The following is a 22,510-nucleotide window of genomic DNA, read 5'->3' on the forward strand; positions in this document are numbered from 1 at the left end:
GGCTGCGCATATCCGGACATAGTAGACTACCTAGCCGCAAGCACGACGGATCCAGCTGCGGTAGTCCCACCTCAGGGCGACGCCGCCCGGCGGCGGACACGAGGGCGGGGGTTCCCCCCCATGGCGCAGGAGCGGATCTCCCTCCCGGAGGGAGCCGGGCACGTACCTGCGATCCGCCCTGAGTACTGGTGGCGCACCAGATGGGCAAAGGTGTCATCGAACGCCACCGGCGTTTCGGGATCGGTGGCTGCACAGGAATAGAACGGGGCGATCCACAGCAGCACACCCTGGGCGGTCATGTTGCTGGATATAGACCTCTTCAACCCGACGATTGGGTCGATGGAACATTCATGTGCCTGGACGTACCTGTGAGGATGACCTGGCATGATGAGTTCAGCATATTATCAGGTCATCAACCAGTTTGAGCGCAGCGCCGAGGACGTCCGCCAGCACCTCCCTGACCGGCCGGCGTCGGATCGGAGGCCATGGTCCCCCGCCAGGACGGCAACGCCGACCGGGACCGCACTGAACGCCGAGGGAGCGACAGCACGTAGCGAAGCCAGAACGCCGCCAGCACGGCGTCCACGGACGCCACGTCGGACACCGCGCAGACTGCGCCCCAGGCTGCCTAGAATGCGGGCCGGAGCTGGTGCCGGGCCGGATGCCGGGCCCCACCACCAGACAGGGGGACGCGAGCCCGGTCTGTAGGCCCGGGCTCGGCATCCACAGCGCCAGGTCCCAGAACGTCGAGCGCGTCCGCCTCGGCGTGGCCGCCCTCGCCGCATCATGGCCCCCGCCTGCCGCCCGGCTACCCCGGCCCGCCCATCCAGAGGGGTTGGCCGAGGGACGGGGCGGCCGGTGCAGATGGTCGGTGCTGGACCACCAGTTCGGTCACGTCTTGGAAGACGCCGGTCAGGGCCGGCGTGGCACCGGGGTTCGCGTCCAGCTCCACCCGGCACGAGAGCCGCCGTTGAGTGCCGTCGGGCCGGACGAAGCGGCAGGCGAAGTCGACCACCCCGCCCCGGGCGGCGCTATCAATGGCGCTGACCACCGCCGGGAGGTCATCGGGGTGGACGATGCTCAAGAAGTCATCGAAGGACGCGGCTGTACCCACGGGAAATCCGGCGATCCGGCGCAGCTCGTCGGAGAACCAGCCAGCGCCCCGCTCCGGTTCCCAGCGGCAGCTCCCGGCGTGGGTCATCGCCTCGGTCAAGTCTAGGTGCCGGGTCCGCTCCCGGTACGCTGCCTCGACGCGTTGGCGGTCCAGCACCCGGGCCAGCTCGCTGGCAAAGCCGTCCAGCACCACCAGCAATGACTCGTCGGGCATCTCAGACTGCATCGAGAAAAACTCAAGCACGCCGAGAGTCCGGCCCTCGAAGGCGAGCGGGATCCCAAAACCGGCCTGCAGGCCCGCCGCCACCGCCTGCGCTGAGCGGGCGAGCCGGGGGTCGAGTTCCAGATTGGCCATCAGCACGCGTTCCCCCGCCTCCAGCGTCCTGCCCGGCAAGCCCACCCCGGGGCCGAAACGCAGCCCGGTCGACGCCCTTCGGAAGGCGTCGAACTGCGCCCCGGCGGCCAGGTGCCAGATTGCGGTGCTGACCAGCTCTCCGTCGCCACGCGCGTCGCCACCCGTGTCCCCACCTGCTGGGCCGACCGCTGGCTCACCGGTGAGCAGGCAGGCGTGGCCCACGGGCCAGCCGGTGTAGAAGCAGATGCGCTCCAGCGCCAGGTGCAGGGCCGCCTCGACGCTGCCCGCCGAACCCGCTTCGATGGCGGTTCGCAGGAGCGCGATCTGGGTGTTCTTCTCGCCTAGCCCGACCAGCGGAGGGCCCAGATCCCCCCCTCCGGGAGCTCCGACATAGCGGGGGTACATCCCGCTGGGCGGCGGCGGCGCCGGTCGGCCCAGAAGGTAGCCCTGGCCCCAGATGACACCCAGGGTACGCAGGGCGCCGGCCTGGGCGAGGGTCTCGATACCCTCGGCCACGAGGGTTGCCCGGGTCTCGCCGGCAAACGAGATCAGCGCGGCGGCCAGCGCCCGGGCCTTCTCATCCACGGTGACCCGCTGGACGATGCTGATGTCCAGCTTGATGATGTCCGGCTGCAGGCGCAGGATGTGCCGGAAGCTGGCGTAGCCCGCCCCGGCGTCGTCCACCGCCACCCGCGCACCCCGCGCCCGGAGTGGCCGCAGCGCCGCCATCAGCTCGTCGTAGTCCTCGATGGGGTCGTGCTCGGTGACCTCGATCACGAGGCGCTCGGGCGCGATCTCGTCCAGCAGCGTTCGGGTCCGGGGCTCCAGGATGGCCCCGGGGGATATATTAACCGAGATGAACAGTTCGGGAGACAGTGCATGGGCGGAGACCACCGCCAGCGACACCGCGGCGCGCTCGAAGGCCTCCCCCAAGCCCACCGACGCCGCCTCGGCCAGCCAGACGTCTGGGCCCCGGCGGGGCTCCCCCTCCACCCGAAGCAGGGCTTCCGCGCCCACTGCCCAGCCAGCACGCAGGTCCACGATCGGCTGGAGCTGGACCCTCGACCAGCCCTCCTGCAGCGCCTTGGTGACCCGCCCGATCTGCTGTGACCGTCGTTCCGTTTCGATTGTCTGGGCCTGGGGCATCCCGGCCAGTGACTCGATGAGGACCTCGGCGACCTCGGCGGACACCGACCCCTGGTGCCGAGCACCCCGGTGGATGGCCGCCAGGATCTGCTCGGCACTGGCACCCTTCACCAGGTAGCTCCGGGCGCCAGCGCCCAGCATCGCCAGGATGGTGCGCCGGTCCGCGTAGGCGGTCAGAGCGATGATGTGGGTACTGGGGCACAGGCGGGAGATCTGTGCCCCCGCCTGCACCCCCCCGCCCGGCATCCGGACGTCCAGCAACGCTACGTCGGGCTGATGGAGCAGGGCCAGATCGACCGCCTCCGTGGCGTTGACCGCGGTGGCCACCAGAACCAGGCTCAGGTCGCTTGCCAGCACCGCCCTGAGGGCAGCGAGCACGATCGGATCGTCATCGGCGACGAGGACCCGGATGGCACTCACGCCGGGGCAGCGCGGGGAATTCGGGTGGGAACCCAGCAGGCGACCGTGGTTCCCGCCCCGGGTGAGGAAGTGATTTCCAGGCGCCCCCCACACACCTCGGCCCGATCCCGCATGGAAGTGAACCCGTAGTGGCCCGGCGATTCCGGCGCGGCTTCCGCCTCGAAGCCGGTGCCGTCATCGGCGATGACCAGCCCGAGGCCCTGTCCCTGCTCGCGCAGGCCGATGGTCACGTGGCGCGCCCGGGCGTGCTTAGCGACGTTGACCAGGGCCTCCTGGGCCACCCGGTAGAGGACGACCAGGATCTCAGGCGGCGGGGCGGTGCCCACCTCGATGGCCACCGTCGCGGCAAAGTCGGCCTCGCGGCCCAGGATGGCGCCCAGCTCCTCCAGGCTGCCGGCCAGGCCGTCGAGATCCGGAGGGGCGGGGCGCAGCACGAACAGCATCCGGCGGAGCCGCCGGATGGCAGTCTGCACGGCGGCCTGAAGCTCGTCCAACTCCTGGAGCTGGTCCTGCCCGTTAAGGGTCATCCGCAGCACACCCAGCCGCAGCGCCACCGCCGCCATCACCTGGACCGAGTCGTCATGGATGTCGGCGGCGACACGCCGCGACTCCTCCTCCTGGGCCGAGACCAGCCGGCGGACCAGCTCGGCCCGCTGGGCCTCCACTGCCCGCAGCTCACGTGCCAAATCCTGGCGGGCGCTGTCCATGGCCTCGGCGTCCGCTCCCCGGTCCAGGGCTTTGGCGTTCAGGAGGGCCACGGGCTCCTGGTGGTAGTCGTCCGGGTCCCCTCCTTGGGTCGGCAGAGGCCCGCGGCGCAGGGCGGCCTCCACGGACTGCAGGATTTCCATGGGGCCGGTGGCCTTGGTGAGAATGCCCGAATAGCTGAGATTTCCGGCTAGCCGAGCCACCTCCTCCGTGGAGTCGGTCGCGGAGTAGAACAGGAATGGGGTGGCGGCGGTCTCGGCCCGCGCCCGCAGGGCGCGCAGGAGGCCGTAGCCGTCGAGTGTCGGCATGAGGATGTCGCTGATCACGAGGTCAGGGGCCTCGGCGGCCACCCGTTCGAGCGCTTCGGCGCCGTCGGTGGCCCAGACCACCAAGTGCCCAGCCGACGGCAGGATGCTGCCCAGCAGGGCCCGGACTTGCCGGGTATCGTCCACCACCAGGATGGTCCCCACGCCCGCTACTGGCCGGCGAGTTCGGTGTGTGCCGGGGCGGAGGCGAAGATGCCGGGCACATGCCCGTCCTGGTCCTTGAAGACGTCGACATGTAGGGAAACCAAGCGCTCCTGGCCCTGGCGGGTGCCCAGGATCGACTCGTCGTTGGTCATCCCCCTGCTCCAGCGTGAGCCGGACCCCGCGCCGGGGGCGCCTGGGGTCGGTGAATTGGGAGGGCGAAACGGCGACCCGGTCACCCCGTCCCGGGTGTAGCCGGACACGCGGCGCATCGTCTTGTTCACATCGCTGATGGCCAGCGGGGAGTCCACCGTGATCAGCCCGTGTAGGGAGGCCTCGATCAGCCCTCGGTTGCAGGACTCCGACTCGCGCCGCTGCTGCTCGCTCAGCGAGCGCGTGCAGTACTGCGTGGCCTTCAACGCCTCGGTGAGGCGCACCTCCTCGAAGATGTCCCGCGAGATGAGCAGGGACCCCATGGGGTTCGCCGAAGGGTCGCGGTGGGGGGCCTTGACCTCCGCCTCGGCTGGGTCGTATCCATACAGCCGGCGGGCGCCCTCGTTCCACCGGAGGTTCTGGGCCTCAAGATCGCTGGCGCTCATGGCGTAGGGGGCCTTGATCGCCAACAGGCAATGCCGCCCAGCGGCGTCGGGAACGCCCGCAGAGGTCCGGTGGGCGAGGGATCCAGACGAATAGTTAGGTGAGCCACGGGCGCTCCGGTGCCGTCATTTTGCTTTAGGAAGTGATAGTGACACATGGTCGTCTTGCCGTCGAGTGCGAAACGGGCGACGGGTTGCGCAGCTGCTCCGGGAGCGGGACAATCCTCCAGGGGAGAACCGGCGCCTGGGCAGGCGCACCGTTGGCGCACTGGAGCAAGGCGTGGCCTGCGTGCTTGTTGTGGAGGATGACCCGGCCAGCGCGGAATTGGTCGGCTACCTCATACGGGGCGCCGGGCACCGGCTGTCGGTGTGCACCAGGGGCTCGGATATGGCCGGGGCACTTCGGACTGACCCGCCGGATCTCATCCTGGTGGACCAGCACCTGCCCGACATGGACGGCGTGCAGGCCCTCACCTTGCTGCGCTCGAACCCGGCAACCCCGGACGTGCCGGTCGTGGCCCTCACTGCCGCTGCCCAACCGGAGGACCGGGCACGGCTACTGGCGGCGGGATTCGACGACTACCTCGCCAAGCCTATCGAGCCCACCAGCTTCATGCGTTCCTTGGACCCCTACCTCGCGCGGTCCGGCCGGCGGCCCGAAGGCTTGACGGCGGACGGCGGCGGGCCCGGCGCACCGGTGCGGGACGCGGAATCCGCGGCCGTGCCGGCCTACCTGATAGGGGTCTGGTGGGAGAGCCTGGAGGCCATCCTGAGCCGCCTCGGCCGGTTGAAGGCCGCCTCCACGGCAGCGTCCGAGGGGCGCATCTCGCCGCCCCAGCGCAGCGAAGCGGAAGCGGAAGCGCACAAACTGGCCGGGGTGCTGGGGACCTTCGGTCTCGGGCACGGGAGCCACCTGGCACGGGATCTCGAAGGGCTCCTGGGCGGGGTCAGCCCCTTGGAGGGAGAGGCGGCCAGCCACATGCGCACGCTGGTGGAGGAGCTGGAGGCCGAAATCCGCCGCGGGCCCCGAGCCAGAGCGGAATGATCCACCACCGGCGGGTCCTGCGGTGGCAGCTGGGCTGCCGGGGAAAGTGGAGTGCCCGGGGCGCCGAGGCGACGGCCGCGCAGGGACAGGCCCGGCGTCGGGCGCCGGAGGTTCGGGACGGCGGACCAAACCAGCTCGCGAACCGCCCGCACCCCGAGGCCCGGGAGTGCTGCGGCCGGCGTGGGGGAACGGGGTGGCATGGTGACCCATCAGGTGACCGGTTCGGTTGCCGGGCTCGGGCCGAGAGGACTGTGCTCCCGGGACCCGACTGCCCGCCTGCCGGTTGCAGGGGCTCGTGCTGCATTCGATGACTCCGCCGGTGCATGCTCGCGGGAGGCCTGTGCCGGGATCACCACCACCGGGCAGCCGGCGTGATGCAGCACGCCCTTGCTGACCGACCCGAGCACCAGGCCGGCAACTGCCCCGAGCCCGCGGGTGCCGACCACCAGCAGCTCCGCACCCCGCGCGGCCTCCAGCAGCGCCTGGACCGGCGGGTCCTGAATCAGTACCTGCTCCACCTCGACGCCGGGTTCTGTCACCCATTCCCGGCTCCGGTCAAGGGTTTGCCGGGCCACACCCTCCACGAAGGACCAATCGACCGCTTCCCCCACCGCATCGGCCAGCCCCAAGGCCGCCGGAAGGTGCCAGGCGTGCACCAGGACGAGGCGGTCACCGCGCAGCGCGGCCTCATGGGCAGCCCATTGCACGGCTCCGAACGACTCTGGCGACCCGTCAACGCCCACTACGATCCTGCCCATCACATGTCCTTTCGCGCGTCCTGTGTCCTCGTTTTCATCGTCCCTTCCTTGCTCTAGTCCTTACTCTGGCCCTCCTCGTGCCGCGGTCTGGCACTTTCCGGCGGCCCGCCAACCATCATCAGCTGGAGACCTCCAACCCGATACGGCAGTTCGGCCTCCTTTGCGGAGGCCACCTGTCCTAAAAGTTCGGGCCGACCAGCCCTGGTGGTCGTCCCTGCGCTGGGCGCACACTCCCAGAAGGAACAGCTGCCACCGCCAGACCACGAAAGGAACCCAGACGATGGACACACCCGACGACCTCCACCTGGCCCTCCACCACCCGGCCCTCGGCCCCGGATCGCTGGCCTGGTCGGACGACCACGATGAGCGCCAGTGGTGGCACATGCACACCAGCGGCATCCCGGGGAGCACACCGCCGATCCGCCGGCCTCGCGTTCTCCTGGAGATGCCCGGAGTGGCCCTGCCGGCTACGGTGGCCACGGTCCTGCGTGACCAGGGCTACGACGTCACGGTCTGCGGGGGCCCGGCGGATACCGCCTTCGGCTGCCCCCTCATGAAGGGCCTGCGCTGCCCGATGGCGGATCAGGCAGACGTGATCATCGACGACCTCGGACTGACAACCATCGAAGGGCGGGCCGTGTGGCAGGGCCACGAGGCCACCCACCCGGGCACGCCCCGGATGCTCCTGCGGGGCATCGGCGACCCGCCGATCAGGATCCGACCGGGGCGGGAGATGCTGTTCGGGCCTCTGACCCGCGAGACGCTGCTGGAGGCCGTCGGGCGGTTGGCCAACGCCGGCTGAGCCTCAGGCCAGGACGGCGGCTACGGCCCGGGCGATCTCGAGATCCTCACGGGCGGCGACCACGAGAGTGCGGACGGCGATGCCGGGCGGCGCGACATCTCGGTCCCCGGTCCCACTCCGGTTGGCGGCAGGATCGACGGCTACGCCCAGAAACCCGAGGCCGGCCGCTGTCTGCTCCCGCACAACGGCGGAATTCTCCCCGACGCCTCCGGTGAAGACGAGGGCGTCCAGGCCCCCGAGACTGGCTACCATCGCCGCGATCGAGCCTCGGAGGCGGTGCAGGTAGACCTCCAGCGCCGCACGCTCACGGCCGGAGCCAAGACGCGCCCGCTCGACGATCCGGGCCATGTCGGCGGTGCCGGCCAACGCCTGGAGGCCGGAACGGCGCTCCAGGGCGTCGGTGAGGTCCGCCGCGGACAGCCCGCCGTTGGTTTGCAACCACAGGAGCAGCCCCGGGTCGACCGTGCCCGCGCGGGTCGCCATCACCAAGCCCTCGAGGGGGGTGAAGCCCATCGTGGTGTCGACGGAGCGTCCCCCTGCCACCGCGGCCAGCGACGCGCCTGCCCCCAGATGGCAGGTGACGATCCGCAGTCCGGCCAGTGGCCGGGCCATGATCTCGGCGCTCCTGCGGGCGGCGTAGGCGTGCGACAGACCGTGGAACCCGTACCGCCTGATCCCCCAGCGCTCCCGCCAGGCATCCGGGAGGGCATAGGTGGCGGCCGCCGGGGAGAGGGTGGCGTGGAAGGCGGTGTCGAAGCACGCCACCGAAGGGCACTCTGGCAACCCGGCGCGCAGGGCGTCGATCGCCGCCAGGGCCGGTGGCTGGTGCAGCGGGGCGAGGGCAACCAGGTTCCCAAGTTGCGCCCGGACCCTGTCATCAACGCGCACGGGCTTCGTGAATTCCGGGCCACCGTGCACGACGCGGTGCCCGATCGCCTCGGGCGACGCCGATGCAGCCCACCGGACGAGCTCGGCACTCTCGGCAGCCGCGGGAGCGAGATCGGTCCGGCCCGCCACGCGAGCGCCGTCGAGGATCCGCAGCTTGAGGCTGCTAGATCCGGCATTCACCACCAGGACCCGCACCGCCGCGCGTTGCCTTACCCAGGCCAGACCCACTCGCGGATGTCGGGCGGATCTTCGCCCTCCCGGTGAGCGTAGGCGCGGGCGAGTGCCCGGGCATCGACCATGCGCTGGCGGACATCGCCGGCCCGGGAGTTGAGTCCCGGCACCCGGTCGATCACATCCATGACGAGGTGGAAGCGGTCCATGTCGTTCAGCATCACCATGTCAAACGGCGTCGTGGTGGTGCCCTCCTCCTTGTAGCCCCGCACATGCAGGCCGAGGTGGTTTTCCCGCCGGTAAGCCAGGCGATGGATGAGCCAGGGGTAACCGTGGTAGGCGAAGATCACCGGGCGGTCGGGGGTGAACACCGACGTGAACTCCACGTCGGTCATGCCATGCGAGTGCTCGGTTGGCGGTTCCAGGCGCATGAGGTCCACGACGTTCACGACCCGCACTTTGAGTTCGGGCAGTTCCCGGCGAAGGAGGTCGACTGCGGCCAGGGTCTCCAGGGTGGGGATGTCGCCGCAGCAGGCCATCACCACATCGGGATCCTGGACACCGCGGCTGGCCCACTCCCAGATCCCAATGCCGCGGGCGCAGTGCAGGACGGCGTCGGGCATCGACAGCCAGTTGAGCGAGGGCTGCTTGCCGGCGACGACCACGTTCACGTAGTCCCGGCTCCGCAGGCAGTGGTCAGCCACCGACAGGAGGCAGTTGGTGTCGGGCGGGAGATAGACGCGGATGACGCCCGCCTTCTTGTTCACGACGTGATCGATGAACCCCGGGTCCTGGTGGGAGAACCCGTTGTGGTCCTGGCGCCACACATGCGAACTGAGCAGGTAGGTGAGGGAAGCGATCGGGCGCCGCCAGCCCAACCCGGCGGACACCTTCAGCCACTTGGCATGTTGGTTGAACATCGACTCGACGATGTGTATGAAGGCCTCATAGGAATTCAGCAGGCCGTGGCGCCCGGTCAGGAGGTAGCCCTCCAACCACCCCTCGCACAGGTGCTCGGACAGGACCTCCATCACGCGCCCGTCCGGGGCGAGATGGTCGTCTCCTGGCTCGATCCGGCCATCGAAGGCCCGGTCGGTGGCCTCGAACAGCGCGGTCAGGCGGTTGGACGCCGTCTCGTCGGGCCCGAAGACCCGGAAGCGGTCCCGGTTGGCGGACACCACGTCGCGCAACCACTGCCCCAGCACCCGGGTCGGTTCGCTGGTTGAGGCACCGGGGGCGGTGACCTTCACCCCGTAGGACCGGAAATCAGGCAGGCTGAGATCATGGAGGAGCAGCCCGCCGTTGGCGTGGGGATTGGCCCCCATCCGGCTGCTTCCCGACGGGGCGAGGGCCGCCAGCTCGGGGCGGAGGGCGCCGGCGGCGTCAAACAGCTCGTCCGGGCGGTAACTGTGCATCCAGGCCTCCAGGGCCGCCAGCTGGACGGGGTTGCTCCGAACGTCGGCCAGGGGGACCTGGTGCGCCCGGGAGGTGCCTTCCATCGGCTCACCGTCCACGGTTTTGGGGCCGGTCCAGCCCTTTGGCGTGCGGAGGATGATCAAGGGCCAGCGCGGCCGGTGCCGGTCACCGTCCCGGGCCGCCTGCTGGATGGCCCCGATGTCATCCAGGGCGGCGTCGAGGACCGCAGCCAGGTCGCGGTGTACCTGAAATGGGTCGCTGCCCCCCACCACAAGCGGCCGGTACCCGTATCCCGTGAAAAGGGCGTCCAGCTCCGAGTCCGGGATGCGGGCCAGCACGGCAGGATTGGCGATCTTGTAGCCGTTGAGGTGCAGGATGGGCAGCACCGCGCCGTCGTGGGCTGCGTCGAGGAACTTGTTGCTGTGCCAGCTCGCCGCTAGGGGACCGGTCTCGGCCTCACCGTCGCCCACGACGCAACAGGCGATGAGGTCGGGGTTGTCGAGGACTGCCCCGTAGGCATGCGCCAGGCTGTAACCCAGCTCGCCCCCCTCATGGATCGATCCCGGTGTCTCGGCGGCGACGTGGCTGGGGACCCCTCCGGGGAAGGAGAACTGGCGGAAGAGCCGTGCGAGCCCAGCCAGGTCGCGGCTCACACCCGGGTAGATCTCCGAGTAGGTCCCCTCCAGGTAGACATTGGCGACCATCGCCGGGCCGCCGTGGCCCGGCCCGGCGATGTAGATCATGTTGAGCCCCCGGGCGCGGATCACCCGGTTGAGGTGGGCGTAGATCAGATTCAGGCCCGGTGTTGTCCCCCAGTGCCCGAGCAGCCGGGGCTTGATATGCGCGGGCTGGAGCGGTTCCCGGAGCAACGGATTGGCGAGCAGGTAGATCTGGCCGACAGCGAGGTAGTTGGCCGCCCGCCAGTACGCATCCAGCAGCCGCAGATCCGTACCGGCCAAGGCGTCGTCGACGGATGGAGACCCCGAGCGACGCTGGCCGGGGTCGTCGCGACCGTGAGTCATTCCTGCATCCTGACGCATATCGGCTCTGGGCGCGAATGGGTCCGGGGGGCCCGGGGAAAGGGGCCGTTCGGCCCCTGACTCGCACATGGGGGAGGAGTAGCTTCCGGTGGCGCAAGAACTATCGCCCGGCAATGAAAGGGGAGTGCCATGCAACGCCAGAAGATTGACCGCATCGTCTCGTGGATCGGCGTCCTGATGACCGCTGCCCTGGTGGGTTCCAGCGCGCTGCTGCTGTGGGGAGCCGCCTTCGTGGACCACCAGATCCATAATCAGCTGGCGACGCAAGAGATCTTCTTCCCGGCTGCAGGCAGCGCCGCCCTGGCACCCAAGACGATCGGGCCCTACCTGGACCGCTACGCCGGCCAGCAATTGGTGAACGGGGCCCAGGCTGAGGCCTACGCAGACCACTTTATCGCCGTGCACCTGAGCGAGGTGGCCAAAGGCCAGACCTATGCCCAGGTGAGCGCGGCCGCGCAGGCGGACCCCACCAACACCACCTTGACCAATGAGGTCAACACCCTCTTCAAGGGGGAGACGCTCCGCGGCCTGCTGCTGAGCGCCTATGCGTGGTGGCGGGTGGGGCAGCTGGCTCTGATCGCAGGGCTGGTCGCCGGTGTCCTGGCCGTGGTGATGGCTGCCCTCTCCATCCTGGGGTTCTGGCACCGCCGGCAGGTCCTTGTCGAAGCCGTGGATGTCGCCGCCCGGCCTGTGGCCGCGGCGGTGTAGATCCGGGCCTGGTGCCGGCTATGCCTTGATGAGCGCCGCCCCGGCCACGGCCGAGCGCAACCGGCGCTCCAGGTGGTACTCGGCGTAGGAGCGGGCCAGCCGGGTGGCGGCGGTCACGACCTCGGGGTCGGTCTTCATCCAGGCCCCCTCGGTCACCAGGTCGTGCAGCAGCTTCAGGACGCCGGGCGGCACATGGCTGGCGGCCAGGTCGCGGCACCCGCCGCATACCGCCCCGCCCTGCCCGGGCGAGAACCACGTCGCCCGCGCACCGCACTCGGTGCAGGCGTCCAGCGAAGGGGCGAAGCCGGCCACTCCGGAGAGCTTGAGCAGGAACCACGCCAGCACCAGCGGTGAGTTGCTGGCGCTGAGCCCCTTGAGGGCATCCAGCAGCAGGCCGAGGACCCGGGACGCCGGCTCCTTCTCCTGCACCACCCGGTCGACCGCCTCCAGCATCACCTGGCCGAGGGCGAAGCGGTCGAGATCCTCTCGCACCTCCCGGAAGGCGTCGATGGGGTCGGCCTGGTTGACGATGTCCAAGTCGGAGCGGCCCCGCCACAGGACGAGGGAGACGTGGGTGAAGGGCTCCAGGCGGCCCCCGAACCGGCTTTTGGTCTTGCGGACGCCCTTGGCGACTGCCCGGATCTTGCCCTGCCCCCGCCCGACGAAGGTGATGATGCGGTCCGCCTCGCCGAGGCGCATCGTCTTGAGGACCACGGCCTCGTCCTTGTAGAGCACCGCACAAGTGTAGGAGCAGGGTAGGACATGGCCCCGGATTGCAGCCCGGGTGGGGCGGCACGCAGGCCCGGCGTCAGTACCCGAACCGCTCCAGGCGGTCCTCCCGGCGGGGCCAGTTGGGCGACACCCGCACCCGCAGGTCCAAGAACACGGGGGCGCCGAGCAGCTCCTCGAGGTCGGGCCGGGCCCGGGTACCGATCTCCTTCAGCGTCCGGCCTCCTTTGCCGATCAGGATCCCCTTCTGGGAGTCCCGCTCGACGTAGACCGAGGCCGAGACCACGAGGACGCCGGGGGTGTCCCCCGGGGCGATCTCGTCCACCACCACCGCCACCGAGTGGGGCACCTCCTCGGCCAGCAGGGCGAGCGCCTTCTCGCGGATCAGCTCGGCGGCGGCCCGGGTGGTGGGCTGGTCGCTCACCTCATCGGGCGGGTAGTAGGGCGGCCCCTCGGGCAGCCCGGCAACCAGGGCCGTGACCAGGTCCCCGAACCCGGTGCCCCGCGGGGACGAGGTGGTGAGCACATCCACCCACGACCCCAGCCCCCGGGCGGCCTCAATCTGGGCCAGCAGCTTGGGCGGGAGGACCAGGTCGGCCTTGGTGATGACGCACAGCACCGGCACGTCCACTGACCCCAGGGCCCGGGCGATGAAGCGGTCCCCCTCGCCGATCCGGGCGGCGGCGTCGAGGACGAAGACCACTTCGTCGACGTCGCCCAGGGCCTCCCGGGCCACCTCGTTCAGCCGGCGGCCCAGGGCGTTGGCCGGCTTGTGGAGGCCCGGCGTGTCCACGAACACGATCTGGGCCTCGGGCAGCGTGAGGATGCCCCGCACCGCGTGCCGGGTGGTCGAGGGCTTGTCGGAGACGATGGCCACCTTGGCGTCCACCAGGCGGTTCAGCAGGCTGGACTTGCCGGCGTTCGGCCTGCCGACGAGAGCGACGAAGCCGGAGCGGTGCGTCACTCCGGGGGGTCGCCGGGCGTGTTGGCCTCGGGCTCTTTGCCGTTGTCCTTGGTGTGCTCCCGGTGGCGGCGCACCAGGATCGACGCCACCCGGCGCCCGTTCATGCGATCCACCTGCAGGTCGACGCCCTCCAGGTGGATCTCGTCGCCCTGGGTCGGCACCCGGCCGAGCGTTCCGGCCACCAGGCCCCCGACCGAGTCCCACTCCGCGTCGGGGAGGTCGGCGCCCACCAGCTCGGACAGCTCGTCGACGCCGAGGCGGGCGATGACCCGGTAGGTGTCGTCGTCCACCCGGACCACCGGCGGCTCGTCGGAGTCGAACTCGTCGGCGATCTCCCCCACGATCTCTTCCAGGAGGTCCTCCATGGTCACCAGCCCGGCGGTGCCGCCGTATTCGTCGACCACGATGGCCATGTGGGTCTTGGAGGCCTGCAGCTCGCCCAGGAGCTCGGCGACCTTCTTGGACTCGGGCACGAAGTACGCCTCCCGCACCACCTCGCCGATGCGGCGGGGGGCATGGCGTTGGTCGCCGCCGTTGGCCCGCAGCCGGCGCATCACGTCCCGGGCGTGGGCGACGCCGACGAGGTCGTCGATGTCGGCGCCGATCACCGGTACCCGGGTAAAGCCCTGGTCCAGCATGAGGTCGAGCACCAGGGCCAGCTCGGCCTCCGCCTGGACGCAGACCATGTCCGGCCGGGGGACCATGACCTCCCGCACGACGGTGTCGCCGAACTCGAAGATCGAGGAGATCATCTGGCGCTCCTGCGTCTCGATGACGTCCTCGGATTCGGCGACCTCCAGCATGGACATGATCTCCTCCTCGGAGGCCACCGGGCCGCGGGGCACGCCCCGCCCGGGCAGTACCAGCAGAAACAGCCGGTTGATGCCGATGAGCGCCGCCACGAGCGGGCGCAGCACCGAGCCCAGGAACCACACCGGGCGGGCGGAGAGCAGGCTGACCTGGTCGGGCCGCTCCAGGACCCACGCCCGCGGGGCGATCTCGGCGAACTGGAAGGCGACGAAGGTCATCACCGCAATGGCCACGGCGGCCGCCGCCGGCACCCCTTCCCGGAGCAGGACGTCGGCCACCAGCACGGTGGCGGTCACCCGGGCCAGCAGCATCACGAGCAGTGCCGACGCCAGGTAGGGGCGGGGGTTGGCCGCCAGGCGAACCAGCAGCTCGCCCCGGCGGGGGTCCTGCTCGGCCAGGCGGCGGGCCCGGGCGTGGGACAGGTGGCTCAGGGCATTGACCCAGGCCGAGGCCGAGAAGGCGACTGCGACGGCCACCGCCGCGATCGCGAGCTCCCAGCCCGACCACGTCATGGTTTTCGGGGCTCCGGTGGGCTTGACTGCTCTGCCGGCGGCTCCGCTGCGGGCTCGTCTTCCGGCTCGTCCTCCGGCTCGTCTTCGGACGCCCGCGCCCCGGACCGCCCGCAGCCGGCCTCCTCGCGCGCCCGCATCGCCGCGGCGGCCTCCTCGGTGTCGTGGTCGTAGCCCAGCAGGTGCAGCGTCCCGTGGGTGACGAGCAGGTCCAGCTCCGACACCACGCCCCCGTCGCCCTCGGGGGCCTGGCCGGCGGCAATCGCCGGGCACAGCACGATCTCGCCGATGATCACCGGCGGACCCTTCTTGGGCGCCGTGGTGACCAGGCCGTCGATGGGGAAGGCCAGGACGTCGGTGGGGCCGTCGCCGCCCATGTACTGCTCGTTCAGGTCAGCGATGCGATCCTCGTCCACCAGGATGATGGAGATCTCGCCGTTCGCCCCCTCGGCGAGGGCCACCCGGGTGGCGACGTCGGCGAGGCGGTCGAGGTCGACCCACAGGTCGGGCTGCTGGTCATCGATGCTGACCGAGACCGAAGGGGTGAGCGCTACGTGGCCGCCGCTCATCGGGCCGCCGCCCGGACGTCGGGGGCTGGCCCCCCGGCACGGTCCGGCCGCTCGGCCTCGTTGTAGCGGCGGTAGGCCTCGACGATCTGCTGGACGATCTTGTGCCGGACGACGTCGTGGGCATCGAGGTAGGCGAAGGCCACCCCGTCGATCCCCCCCAGGATCTCCTGGACGCTCACCAGGCCCGACTGGCCCTCGGGCCGGTCGATCTGGGTGACGTCGCCGGTCACCACGGCCCGGGAGCCGAATCCCAGGCGGGTCAGGAACATCTTCATCTGCTCGGGCGAGGTGTTCTGGGCCTCGTCCAAGATGATGAACGAGTCGTTCAGCGTCCGGCCCCGCATGAAGGCGAGCGGGGCGACCTCGATCTCCCCCCGCTCGATCGCCCGGGCGTAGGCCTCGGGCTCGAGCATCTCGTAGAGGGCGTCGTAGAGCGGCTTGAGGTAGGGATCGACCTTGGCGGCGATGTCGCCCGGCAGGAAGCCCAGCTTCTCCCCGGCCTCGACCGCCGGCCGGGTCAGGATGATGCGCCGGACCTGCTTCTGGGCGAGGGCCTGGATGGCCGAGGCGACCGCCAGGTAGGTCTTGCCGGTGCCGGCCGGGCCGATGGCGAAGACGATGGTGTTGGTGCGCATGGCATCCACGTACTGCTTCTGGCCCACGGTCTTCGGGCGCACCGACTTGGTGCGGGACACCAGGAGGGCGTCGGAGAACACCTCCGAGGGCTTCACGGTGCCGGTCTTCACCATGTCGATCGAGCGAACGACGGCGTCGGCGGTGAGCGGGTAGCCCCGGCCGATCAGCTCCATGAGCTCCTCGAAGAGGTAGGACACGAGCCCCACCTCGTGCGGCTCCCCGCTCAGGGTGATCTCGTTGCCGCGCACCAACACCGAGGCGTCGAAGCTCTGCTCCACGAGCTTGAGCAGCTCGTCCCGCGTCCCGAAGAGATTCACCAAGGGGAGATCCCCGGGGACGAGAATCTTCACCTGCGTTGTGGCCTGCAAGTCTGCCTACAGATGTCTTTTCTTTTTGATTTCCCAAGTTTGGGCTGCCCCGCGAGGATACCAGCGTGCCGGGCGCGCGCCCCGGTACAGCCGGTCCACAGGCGAACCCGGGAAGTTCGGGCGGTATCCTCGGGGGCGTTGTGCGAGCGCGATCCGCCCGTGCCCACCTGGGGGCGGCCCTGACCGTGGTGGTGGCCCTGGTGGCGGCGGCCTGCGGAAGCGGCGCGCCCGCCAGCGTCTCGCCGACCTCCCCCACCCCCACTGAGGCATCGACCCGGGCCGTCCGGGGCGCGACCCCCACGCCGTCGCCCTCGCCACTCCCACCGGTCAACCCCGTGGCCCCGGCCCTCCAAGTCCAGGATCCCGCCGGCCTCTCGGCGGCCCAGGCCCAGGCGGTGCGGGGCATCTCCGGGGTGGTGGGCGTCGCCCGGGTGGTGCTGGCCTACGTCACCGCCCACACCGCCGGGGGCCTCCGCCAGGTGTCGATCGCGGCGGTGGACCCGCTGGAGTTCCGCCCGCTCGCCCCGGCGGTCACGGCCCAGGCCGACTTCGTCTGGCAGGGGCTGCTGGCCGGCGACATCTACCTGGCGCACGAGGAGCAGCCGGTGCTCAACGTCGCCCTGGGCGCCGACCTCGCCACCACCGGGCCGGAGGCCACGGTGCCCCTGCGGGTGGGTGGGCTGGCGGCCAACGGGACCCCGAACATCGCCAGCGGGCTGATCTCGATGCAGGAGGCCGCCGACCTCGGGCTCCCGGGGCCGACCGAGATGCTCGTGTCGGTGGCCCAAGGGGTGGACATCGACCCGGTCACCAAGGCCATCGCCAAGGCGATCCCGCAGGCTGTGACGACGCCCCTGGTGGCGCTGGTGGACCACGCCCTCGTCTCGGGGAGCGCCGCCGAGAAGCTGTTGGGCTCCTTCAACTACAAGGCCAATCCCAACGGCTCCATCACCGAGGACTCCCGCTGGGTCAACGCCAACATCGTCACCCGGACGGTGCCGGTCCTGGGGTCGGTCACCTGCAACAAGCTCATGTTCCCGCAGCTGATCGGGGTGATGACCGACCTCCAGCAAGAGGGCCTGGCGAACCTGATCAACGTCGCCGAGTACCACCAGCACGAGGGCAACTGCTGGCAGCCCCGCTTCGTCGACAGCGACCCGTCCCGGGGGATCTCGTACCACGCCTGGGGCATCGCCATCGACATCAACCGCACCGAGAACCCGGAGGGCGGCTCGAACCACCAGGACCCCCGCCTCATCGAGGCGTTCGAGCGGTGGGGCTACCGCTGGGGCGGGGTGTTCTACCCCCCCGACCCGATGCACTTCGAGCTGGCGGGCATCATGCAGCAGTGAGGGTCTCGGGAGGGCGGGCCAGCGCCGGGCGCAGGGGCGGCAGCCCGGCGCGGCGCACCTGCGCCACCGCCAGGCCGATCAGGGCCACCAGGGCCACGAGCTGGAACACCGGGAAGGCGGTGGACAGCGGCACGCGCAGCACGGTCTTCAGCACCCCGGTCGAATTGGTCCAGGCGTCGGAGAGCAGCAACAGGACGGAGTAGGCGAGCCCCAGGGCCGCCAGGCGGGACCGCCACTGGAGGGCGAGCAGGGGGAGTAGCGCCGCCAGGTACCAGGGCTGGATGTACGAGGTGGCCAGCACGAAGCCCAGGGCGGTGGCCGCCATCCCGGAGGAGGGGCGGGAGTCGGCGCTGCCTGCCAGGCCGGCGACGGCCGCCACGACCGCCACCAGGGCGCTCCCGGCGTAGCGGGCATTGCCGGTCAGCCACAGCTTGGGGGCGGGCGGAATCAAAAGGCCGCCCAGCTGGCCCTGCGCCACCGGCGAGGGCGGGACCTTGTGGCCGAACCAGCCCCACAGCGACCAGTGGTCAACGAGCCGGGAGGCGTCCTGCACCGGGCCGAGGGCCGGAAGGCCGCCGACGAGCAGGTAGCCGACCACCACGATCCCGGCCACGATGCCCGCCACCCCGAGCGCCCGCCGGACGCCTTCCCGGCGCCACAACCACGCCACGAGGGCCGCCGCCGGCAGCACGGCCACCAGCTTCACCAGCGCGCCCAGACCGAGCAGCACCCCGGCCAGGACGGCGCCCGCGGACCGGGTGGGCCGCCCGCGGGAGAGGGCCAGGACGGCCGCCAGGGCGGCGATCCCCACCAGGGCGTCGTTGTGGGCGCCGTTCACCACGTTCACGGTCATGACCGGCGACAGCCCGAGGAACGCCAGCGCGCCGGCCTCGGCTCCCCGGCGGTACAGGAGCACGACGGCGCCCAGGACCGCGGCGCCGGTGAGGAGCTGGAAGAACAGCCGGGCGGCGAGCGCCGATCCCCCGGCCCCGAGCATGCCTGCCGCCGACAGCCCGGTGAAGACCGGGCCGTAGACCGTCTTGGTGTCCTGCCACCACACCGACACCCGCCAGAACCAGGGGTCGCCCGAGTACGCCATGGGCGAGGCGGCGTACGGGCTGGCGTGGTAGTGGGTCACCATGTGGCCGTACATCGCATACGACCAGACGTCCTGGGAGTCCCGGGGCGGGGCCAGCACGGCGGCGAGCACCAGCCCGGCGCTCACCCACAGCACCACCCGGCGATCGAGCACCGGGGCCAGCACCTCCATGACGACCAGGAGGACGAACGCGGCCGACGCCACCAGCAGGAGGGGCAGGCCCCGGCTCTGGCGGGTCAGCAGTGCGCCCAGGGTGCCGGCCACCAGGACGCCGACGGTGACGTGCGCCCGGGTCCGGTTCCAGCGGGCGACGAAGGGCCGGGCGCGGGCCCGCTGGGCGATGCCCGCCAGGGACCCAGCCCGGAACAGGCTCATCGCCGCCCTGTTGCCTCCCCCAGGGCGGCGCCCACCGGGCCCGGCTCCAGCCCCTTGGAGCGCAGCTCGGCCACGATCGGCTCCAGGGCGCCCAGCGTGCGGCGCCAGGCGCCTGCCGACGAGTAGGCCTCGGCGTCGTGGAGCAGCAGCACGTCGCGGTCCCGGACCCCCTCCAGGAGGCGGCTGTGGATGAGGGCGGGCGTGGCGGTGGGCTCCCAGTCCTTGCCCCAGCGCGCCCAGAGGACCCGGTTCCAGCCCAGCCGGCCCGACGTCACCCAGGAGGCGGCACTGAAGACCCCGTAGGGCGGGCGGAAGTGGCGGACGAGGGCGCCGGTCTCCCCCTCGATGATGTCCCGGGCGTCCAGCAGATCCTTCACCGTGCCTGGCGGGGTGAGCCGGAGGTGGTTGAGGTGGCGGTAGCCGTGGCAGGCGATCTCATGGCCCGCCTCGACGATCGCCCGGGCGGACTGCGGGCTGCGCCGGACCTGCTCGCCGACCAGGAAGAAGGTGGCGGTGACCTCGAGCTCGGCAAGGGCCGCCAGGAACGCCTCCACCGCCTGGGGCTCGGGGCCGTCGTCGAAGGTCAGGCCCACTTTCCCAGGCTGGTCCAGGTGGCGCACCGTGCGGAACACGGGCCGCCCGAGGGCGGTGACCGCCAGCGCCGGGGCAGCGTGCACCGTCGCCAGAGCGGCAGTGGTGAACAGGAGGCGGCGGACCGGGCGGCCCCGGGAATGACCGTTGCGCCCGCTCGCGTGGTGGCCGTTGCCCCCCGTCATGCCGGGAGGGCGGCGCCGGAGGCGCTGAGGTCCACCACGTGCAGGCCGTGGGACGCCGCCTCGGCGAGGAAGGCACCCAGCATCGCGCGGCCGCCCGCGGGCGTGGTGCGGGTCAGGTCCAGGACGACGACGTCGCCCGAGCGCAGGCGGTGGCTGGCCCAGCTGGCCCCACCGGAGTTGTGGATCCAGAGGCTGCCCACGACGCCCCGCAGGTGCGCCGCCCGGGCGGCCAGGTAGGCGGCCGGGGTCAGTGAGCCGTGTGCGGGCAGGTAGTAGATCGGGGCGTGCCCGGTGGCGCCGCGCACGTCCTCCGAGCCCTCGTCCACCTGGCGGCGCACCGCCGAAGGGGTGGACAGCCGGGACACCCCGCCCACCCCGCCGTTTTGGATCTCCCCGGCGGTGGCGTAGTCCGCCAGGAAGGCGCTCGCCCCGGCGGCGTCGCCCGCGGGGAGGAAGAAGGTCGCCTGCGCCCCGTGGTCGGCGAGGAGGGCGGGCAGGCCGTTGACCGATGCCGTGTCGGCCATCCGGATGCAGAGCACGACCGAGCCGGCCGGGACCGTGCCCGCCCGCTCCACGACGGGCAACCCGAGGTGGCCGCCGGCGAAGGACACCGAGGTCCCGCTGGTGAGCAGGACGAAGAGGGCCACCAGGGCGACCCCGGTGGCCGAGAGCCAGCGCAGCCGGTGCCGGCCGCCGGCCTTGCCCGCCCGTGACCCGGTCGGGGTGGTTGCATTCCGCCGGGCAGGGCCGGCCTGCTGGGGACGGCCGGAGGAGGCTGCCGGATCGGTTTCGGGGTGGAGGTGGTCGGGCAGCCCGACGGCCGCCCGGCTCCGGGCACCCGAGTGGAGGTCGACCAGCGCCGAGCCCGCCGAGGGCAGCTCGGCGAACCCCACGGCCAGGCGCTCGGCTCGGGCCCGCAGGCCGGGGTCGTCCCGGCAGGCGGCCACCGCGGCCGGCAGGTCGGCGACGTCGCGCACGTACCGGGCCACCCCCACCCGGTCCATCAGCTCGCCGTTGGCGACACCGTGGCCCGGGATGGCGTCGGTGATCAGCAGGGGGCAGCCCCGGCGCAGGGCCTCGAGCGAGGTGAGCCCGCCGGCGTTCTGCACCGCCAGGTCACAGGCGTCGATCAGGTCGGGCATGTTGGTGACGTACCCGCAGACGATGGTGCGGGGCGGCGGATCGGCGTCCAGCTTGGCCTTGAGGGACTCGTTCTTGCCGCAGACCACCAGGGTCCACACCCCGTCCACCGTGGCGACGGCCCGGGCGGAGCGCTCGATGTTGCCCACGCCCCAGCCGCCGCCGATGACCATGGCCACGAAGGCGTCGTCGGGCACGCCGAGCTCGGCCCGGGCACTCGCCCGGCGCGACGGCCCCAGGAACCGGCGGGCCACCAGCGGGGCGACCACGGTGGTGGGCGAGGGCTCCATCATCGAGGCGACGGTCTCGACGGTGGAGATGTGCATCACGTAGTTGTCGTCGAGGTCCGGGTACATCCACATCGGGTGCGGGGCGAAGTCGGTCACCAGGTTGGCGCACGGCATCGTGATCTTGCCCCGGCGCTTGAGCGACGCCAGCATCGCCGAGGTCAGTGGGTAGGTGGACAGGACGATGTCGGGCTGGGACGCCTCGATCAGGCGGTGGATCTTGCGGCAGCCGATGACCGCGCAGAGCCCCTTGTAGAAGTAGGTGACCTTCTTGGACTTGACGATCGACCAGTACAGCCACGAGTAGGACCACTGGGCCTTGTCCAGCTGGATCTTGTAGCCGTCGATGACGAACTTCTCCCAGAAGGCGCCCACGACGGCGAGGCCGTTCTCCACCTGGACCTCGGCTGCGGGGTCCAGCTCCCGGATTTCATCGCTCACCGCCCGGGCGGCCGCGTTGTGGCCCTCCCCGACGCTGGCAGTCAAGATGAGTAGCTTCATTGGAACAACCTCTCCTGCCCGCGTCCAAGCAGACCCTGCGGCGGGCTGGCCCCATCTTCCCGGATAGAGCGGGGCCGGGCAACCGTTTGCTCAGGAATGGCTGGCCGGCTCGGTGCCCATCCTCCCGGGGATGTCAGGCTCCCGAGCACAGCCCGTTCAATCACGGTGATGGCGAGCGCCGAGGCACATCGCAGATCCGAGCCAGGCTCGATGGCCTGGATCCGATGCCCGATCCCGGGCGCGAACCTCAGACCACCGTCAGGCCGAGGTCCCCCAGCGTGGTCAGCAGGGCGTCGGGAGAGGCGCCCAGGGCGCTGGCGAGGGCCCACAGGTCGTCGGAACGGATGGTGAGCACCCGGCCGTTGAAGTCGCCCCGCTGCGCCTGCACGACGCCGACGTAGCGCTGCAGGACCACGCACTCCGGGGCCTCGGTCTCCCGCAGCCGGACGAGGTCGATGCAGACCCTGCCCGCCGCCGGGCTGGCCGGGGAGGCGTCCCCGCCGGCGTCCCGGGGCAGGAGGTGGTCCACCGGGACGCCGTAGAAGCGGGCCAGGCGCTGGAGCCTCGGCACCGAGATGCTCCGCTCGCCCCGCTCATAGGCACCCAGCACTGAGGACTTGAACTCTTCCCGGGAACTGTGCTCGACCTCATGCAGGGAGAGACCCTTCTGCAAACGGACGTTGCGAAGGCGCTCACCAACGGACTGGGCGTAGGTCATCGCTCCCCCCGAAGACGACGATCAATCGCTTGCGACGCTACCACATC

At 71.1% G+C, this 22,510-nt stretch carries 19 protein-coding genes; 4 read left to right on the forward strand and 15 right to left on the reverse strand.

Annotated features, from left to right (window positions below):
• Nucleotides 1-808 precede the first annotated feature (808 nt).
• The 3 genes from VFW71_15450 to VFW71_15460 are packed head-to-tail and all read right to left on the reverse strand — an operon-like array spanning nucleotide 809 to nucleotide 4,829.
• The gene (locus VFW71_15450; GenBank protein HEU5004157.1) at nucleotides 809-3,034 is read right to left on the reverse strand and encodes an EAL domain-containing protein; all 2,226 of its coding nucleotides are present in this window, start codon (nucleotides 3,032-3,034) and stop codon (nucleotides 809-811) included.
• Complete coding sequence (locus VFW71_15455; GenBank protein HEU5004158.1) at nucleotides 3,031-4,209, reverse strand: response regulator; 1,179 nt, start codon at nucleotides 4,207-4,209, stop codon at nucleotides 3,031-3,033. Before VFW71_15455 ends, VFW71_15450 begins: the two co-directional genes overlap by 4 nt.
• Nucleotides 4,210-4,214: 5 nt before the next feature.
• The gene (locus VFW71_15460; GenBank protein ID HEU5004159.1) at nucleotides 4,215-4,829 is read right to left on the reverse strand and encodes a PAS domain-containing protein; all 615 of its coding nucleotides are present in this window, start codon (nucleotides 4,827-4,829) and stop codon (nucleotides 4,215-4,217) included.
• A 262-nt stretch (nucleotides 4,830-5,091) separates the two neighbouring features.
• Between VFW71_15460 and VFW71_15465 the strand changes: the two genes are divergently transcribed.
• On the forward strand, nucleotides 5,092-5,847 hold the full coding sequence (locus tag VFW71_15465) for a response regulator (protein HEU5004160.1): 756 nt from the start codon (nucleotides 5,092-5,094) through the stop codon (nucleotides 5,845-5,847).
• 209 nt (nucleotides 5,848-6,056) lie between these two features.
• Here VFW71_15465 and VFW71_15470 read toward each other — a convergent pair whose 3' ends face one another.
• Nucleotides 6,057-6,605 carry a universal stress protein gene (locus VFW71_15470; GenBank protein ID HEU5004161.1) on the reverse strand — a complete coding sequence of 183 codons (549 nt, stop codon included), beginning with the start codon at nucleotides 6,603-6,605 and terminating at the stop codon, nucleotides 6,057-6,059.
• A gap of 280 nt (nucleotides 6,606-6,885) precedes the next feature.
• Between VFW71_15470 and VFW71_15475 the strand changes: the two genes are divergently transcribed.
• The gene (locus VFW71_15475; GenBank protein HEU5004162.1) at nucleotides 6,886-7,407 is read left to right on the forward strand and encodes a hypothetical protein; all 522 of its coding nucleotides are present in this window, start codon (nucleotides 6,886-6,888) and stop codon (nucleotides 7,405-7,407) included.
• Between the two features lie 3 nt (nucleotides 7,408-7,410).
• Here VFW71_15475 and VFW71_15480 read toward each other — a convergent pair whose 3' ends face one another.
• Both VFW71_15480 and VFW71_15485 read right to left on the reverse strand, forming a co-directional pair.
• On the reverse strand, nucleotides 7,411-8,490 hold the full coding sequence (locus VFW71_15480) for an acetate/propionate family kinase (GenBank protein HEU5004163.1): 1,080 nt from the start codon (nucleotides 8,488-8,490) through the stop codon (nucleotides 7,411-7,413).
• Nucleotides 8,491-8,504: 14 nt separating this feature from the next.
• Nucleotides 8,505-10,904: a phosphoketolase family protein gene (locus tag VFW71_15485; GenBank protein HEU5004164.1), complete on the reverse strand. Its 2,400-nt coding sequence runs from the start codon at nucleotides 10,902-10,904 to the stop codon at nucleotides 8,505-8,507.
• Nucleotides 10,905-11,051: 147 nt separating this feature from the next.
• Here VFW71_15485 and VFW71_15490 point away from each other — a divergent pair, with 147 nt between their 5' ends.
• Nucleotides 11,052-11,630 carry a hypothetical protein gene (locus VFW71_15490; protein HEU5004165.1) on the forward strand — a complete coding sequence of 193 codons (579 nt, stop codon included), beginning with the start codon at nucleotides 11,052-11,054 and terminating at the stop codon, nucleotides 11,628-11,630.
• A gap of 18 nt (nucleotides 11,631-11,648) precedes the next feature.
• Here the strand turns inward: VFW71_15490 and recO are convergent, their stop codons facing one another.
• The 5 genes from recO to VFW71_15515 form a co-directional block, all read right to left on the reverse strand.
• Nucleotides 11,649-12,365 (reverse strand): DNA repair protein RecO, encoded by a 717-nt coding sequence (gene recO / locus VFW71_15495; GenBank protein HEU5004166.1) that lies wholly within the window; start codon nucleotides 12,363-12,365, stop codon nucleotides 11,649-11,651.
• A 73-nt stretch (nucleotides 12,366-12,438) separates the two neighbouring features.
• Nucleotides 12,439-13,323: a GTPase Era gene (era, locus tag VFW71_15500; protein ID HEU5004167.1), complete on the reverse strand. Its 885-nt coding sequence runs from the start codon at nucleotides 13,321-13,323 to the stop codon at nucleotides 12,439-12,441.
• Nucleotides 13,320-14,609 (reverse strand): hemolysin family protein, encoded by a 1,290-nt coding sequence (locus VFW71_15505; protein ID HEU5004168.1) that lies wholly within the window; start codon nucleotides 14,607-14,609, stop codon nucleotides 13,320-13,322. The genes era and VFW71_15505 overlap by 4 nt, the downstream gene beginning before the upstream one ends.
• A gap of 32 nt (nucleotides 14,610-14,641) precedes the next feature.
• Nucleotides 14,642-15,211 carry an rRNA maturation RNase YbeY gene (ybeY, locus tag VFW71_15510; protein HEU5004169.1) on the reverse strand — a complete coding sequence of 190 codons (570 nt, stop codon included), beginning with the start codon at nucleotides 15,209-15,211 and terminating at the stop codon, nucleotides 14,642-14,644.
• Nucleotides 15,208-16,164, reverse strand: a complete 957-nt coding sequence (locus tag VFW71_15515) for a PhoH family protein (protein HEU5004170.1) — start codon at nucleotides 16,162-16,164, stop codon at nucleotides 15,208-15,210. Before VFW71_15515 ends, ybeY begins: the two co-directional genes overlap by 4 nt.
• A 191-nt stretch (nucleotides 16,165-16,355) precedes the next feature.
• On the opposite strand from VFW71_15515, the gene VFW71_15520 reads away from it, so the two are divergent.
• Nucleotides 16,356-17,567 (forward strand): M15 family metallopeptidase, encoded by a 1,212-nt coding sequence (locus VFW71_15520; protein ID HEU5004171.1) that lies wholly within the window; start codon nucleotides 16,356-16,358, stop codon nucleotides 17,565-17,567.
• On the opposite strand, the gene VFW71_15525 is transcribed toward VFW71_15520, so the two are convergent.
• From VFW71_15525 to VFW71_15540, 4 genes are all read right to left on the reverse strand, one after another.
• The gene (locus tag VFW71_15525; GenBank protein HEU5004172.1) at nucleotides 17,554-19,041 is read right to left on the reverse strand and encodes a hypothetical protein; all 1,488 of its coding nucleotides are present in this window, start codon (nucleotides 19,039-19,041) and stop codon (nucleotides 17,554-17,556) included. The genes VFW71_15520 and VFW71_15525 overlap by 14 nt on opposite strands.
• Entirely contained in the window at nucleotides 19,038-19,817 is a 780-nt protein-coding gene (locus tag VFW71_15530) for a polysaccharide deacetylase family protein (GenBank protein ID HEU5004173.1), read from the reverse strand. The genes VFW71_15525 and VFW71_15530 overlap by 4 nt, the downstream gene beginning before the upstream one ends.
• Nucleotides 19,814-21,745 carry a glycosyltransferase gene (locus VFW71_15535; protein HEU5004174.1) on the reverse strand — a complete coding sequence of 644 codons (1,932 nt, stop codon included), beginning with the start codon at nucleotides 21,743-21,745 and terminating at the stop codon, nucleotides 19,814-19,816. Before VFW71_15535 ends, VFW71_15530 begins: the two co-directional genes overlap by 4 nt.
• 247 nt (nucleotides 21,746-21,992) lie before the next feature.
• Nucleotides 21,993-22,463, reverse strand: coding sequence for a transcriptional regulator (locus VFW71_15540; GenBank protein HEU5004175.1), 471 nt, complete (start codon nucleotides 22,461-22,463; stop codon nucleotides 21,993-21,995).
• Nucleotides 22,464-22,510: the final 47 nt, after the last annotated feature.

The sequence above is a fragment of the Actinomycetota bacterium genome (assembly GCA_035765775.1).
Classification (GTDB): domain Bacteria; phylum Actinomycetota; class CADDZG01; order JAHWKV01; family JAOPZY01; genus DASTWV01.

Excerpts from the sequence above, each read along its gene's own strand:
- VFW71_15470 (HEU5004161.1), bottom strand. The coding sequence starts at position 6,605 with ATGGGCAGGATCGTAGTGGGCGTTGACGGGTCGCCAGAGTCGTTCGGA.
- ybeY (HEU5004169.1), bottom strand. The coding sequence starts at position 15,211 with ATGAGCGGCGGCCACGTAGCGCTCACCCCTTCGGTCTCGGTCAGCATC.
- VFW71_15485 (HEU5004164.1), bottom strand. The coding sequence starts at position 10,904 with ATGACTCACGGTCGCGACGACCCCGGCCAGCGTCGCTCGGGGTCTCCA.
- VFW71_15535 (HEU5004174.1), bottom strand. The coding sequence starts at position 21,745 with ATGAAGCTACTCATCTTGACTGCCAGCGTCGGGGAGGGCCACAACGCG.
- VFW71_15525 (HEU5004172.1), bottom strand. The coding sequence starts at position 19,041 with ATGAGCCTGTTCCGGGCTGGGTCCCTGGCGGGCATCGCCCAGCGGGCC.
- VFW71_15540 (HEU5004175.1), bottom strand. The coding sequence starts at position 22,463 with ATGACCTACGCCCAGTCCGTTGGTGAGCGCCTTCGCAACGTCCGTTTG.
- VFW71_15490 (HEU5004165.1), top strand. The coding sequence starts at position 11,052 with ATGCAACGCCAGAAGATTGACCGCATCGTCTCGTGGATCGGCGTCCTG.
- VFW71_15475 (HEU5004162.1), top strand. The coding sequence starts at position 6,886 with ATGGACACACCCGACGACCTCCACCTGGCCCTCCACCACCCGGCCCTC.
- VFW71_15530 (HEU5004173.1), bottom strand. The coding sequence starts at position 19,817 with ATGACGGGGGGCAACGGCCACCACGCGAGCGGGCGCAACGGTCATTCC.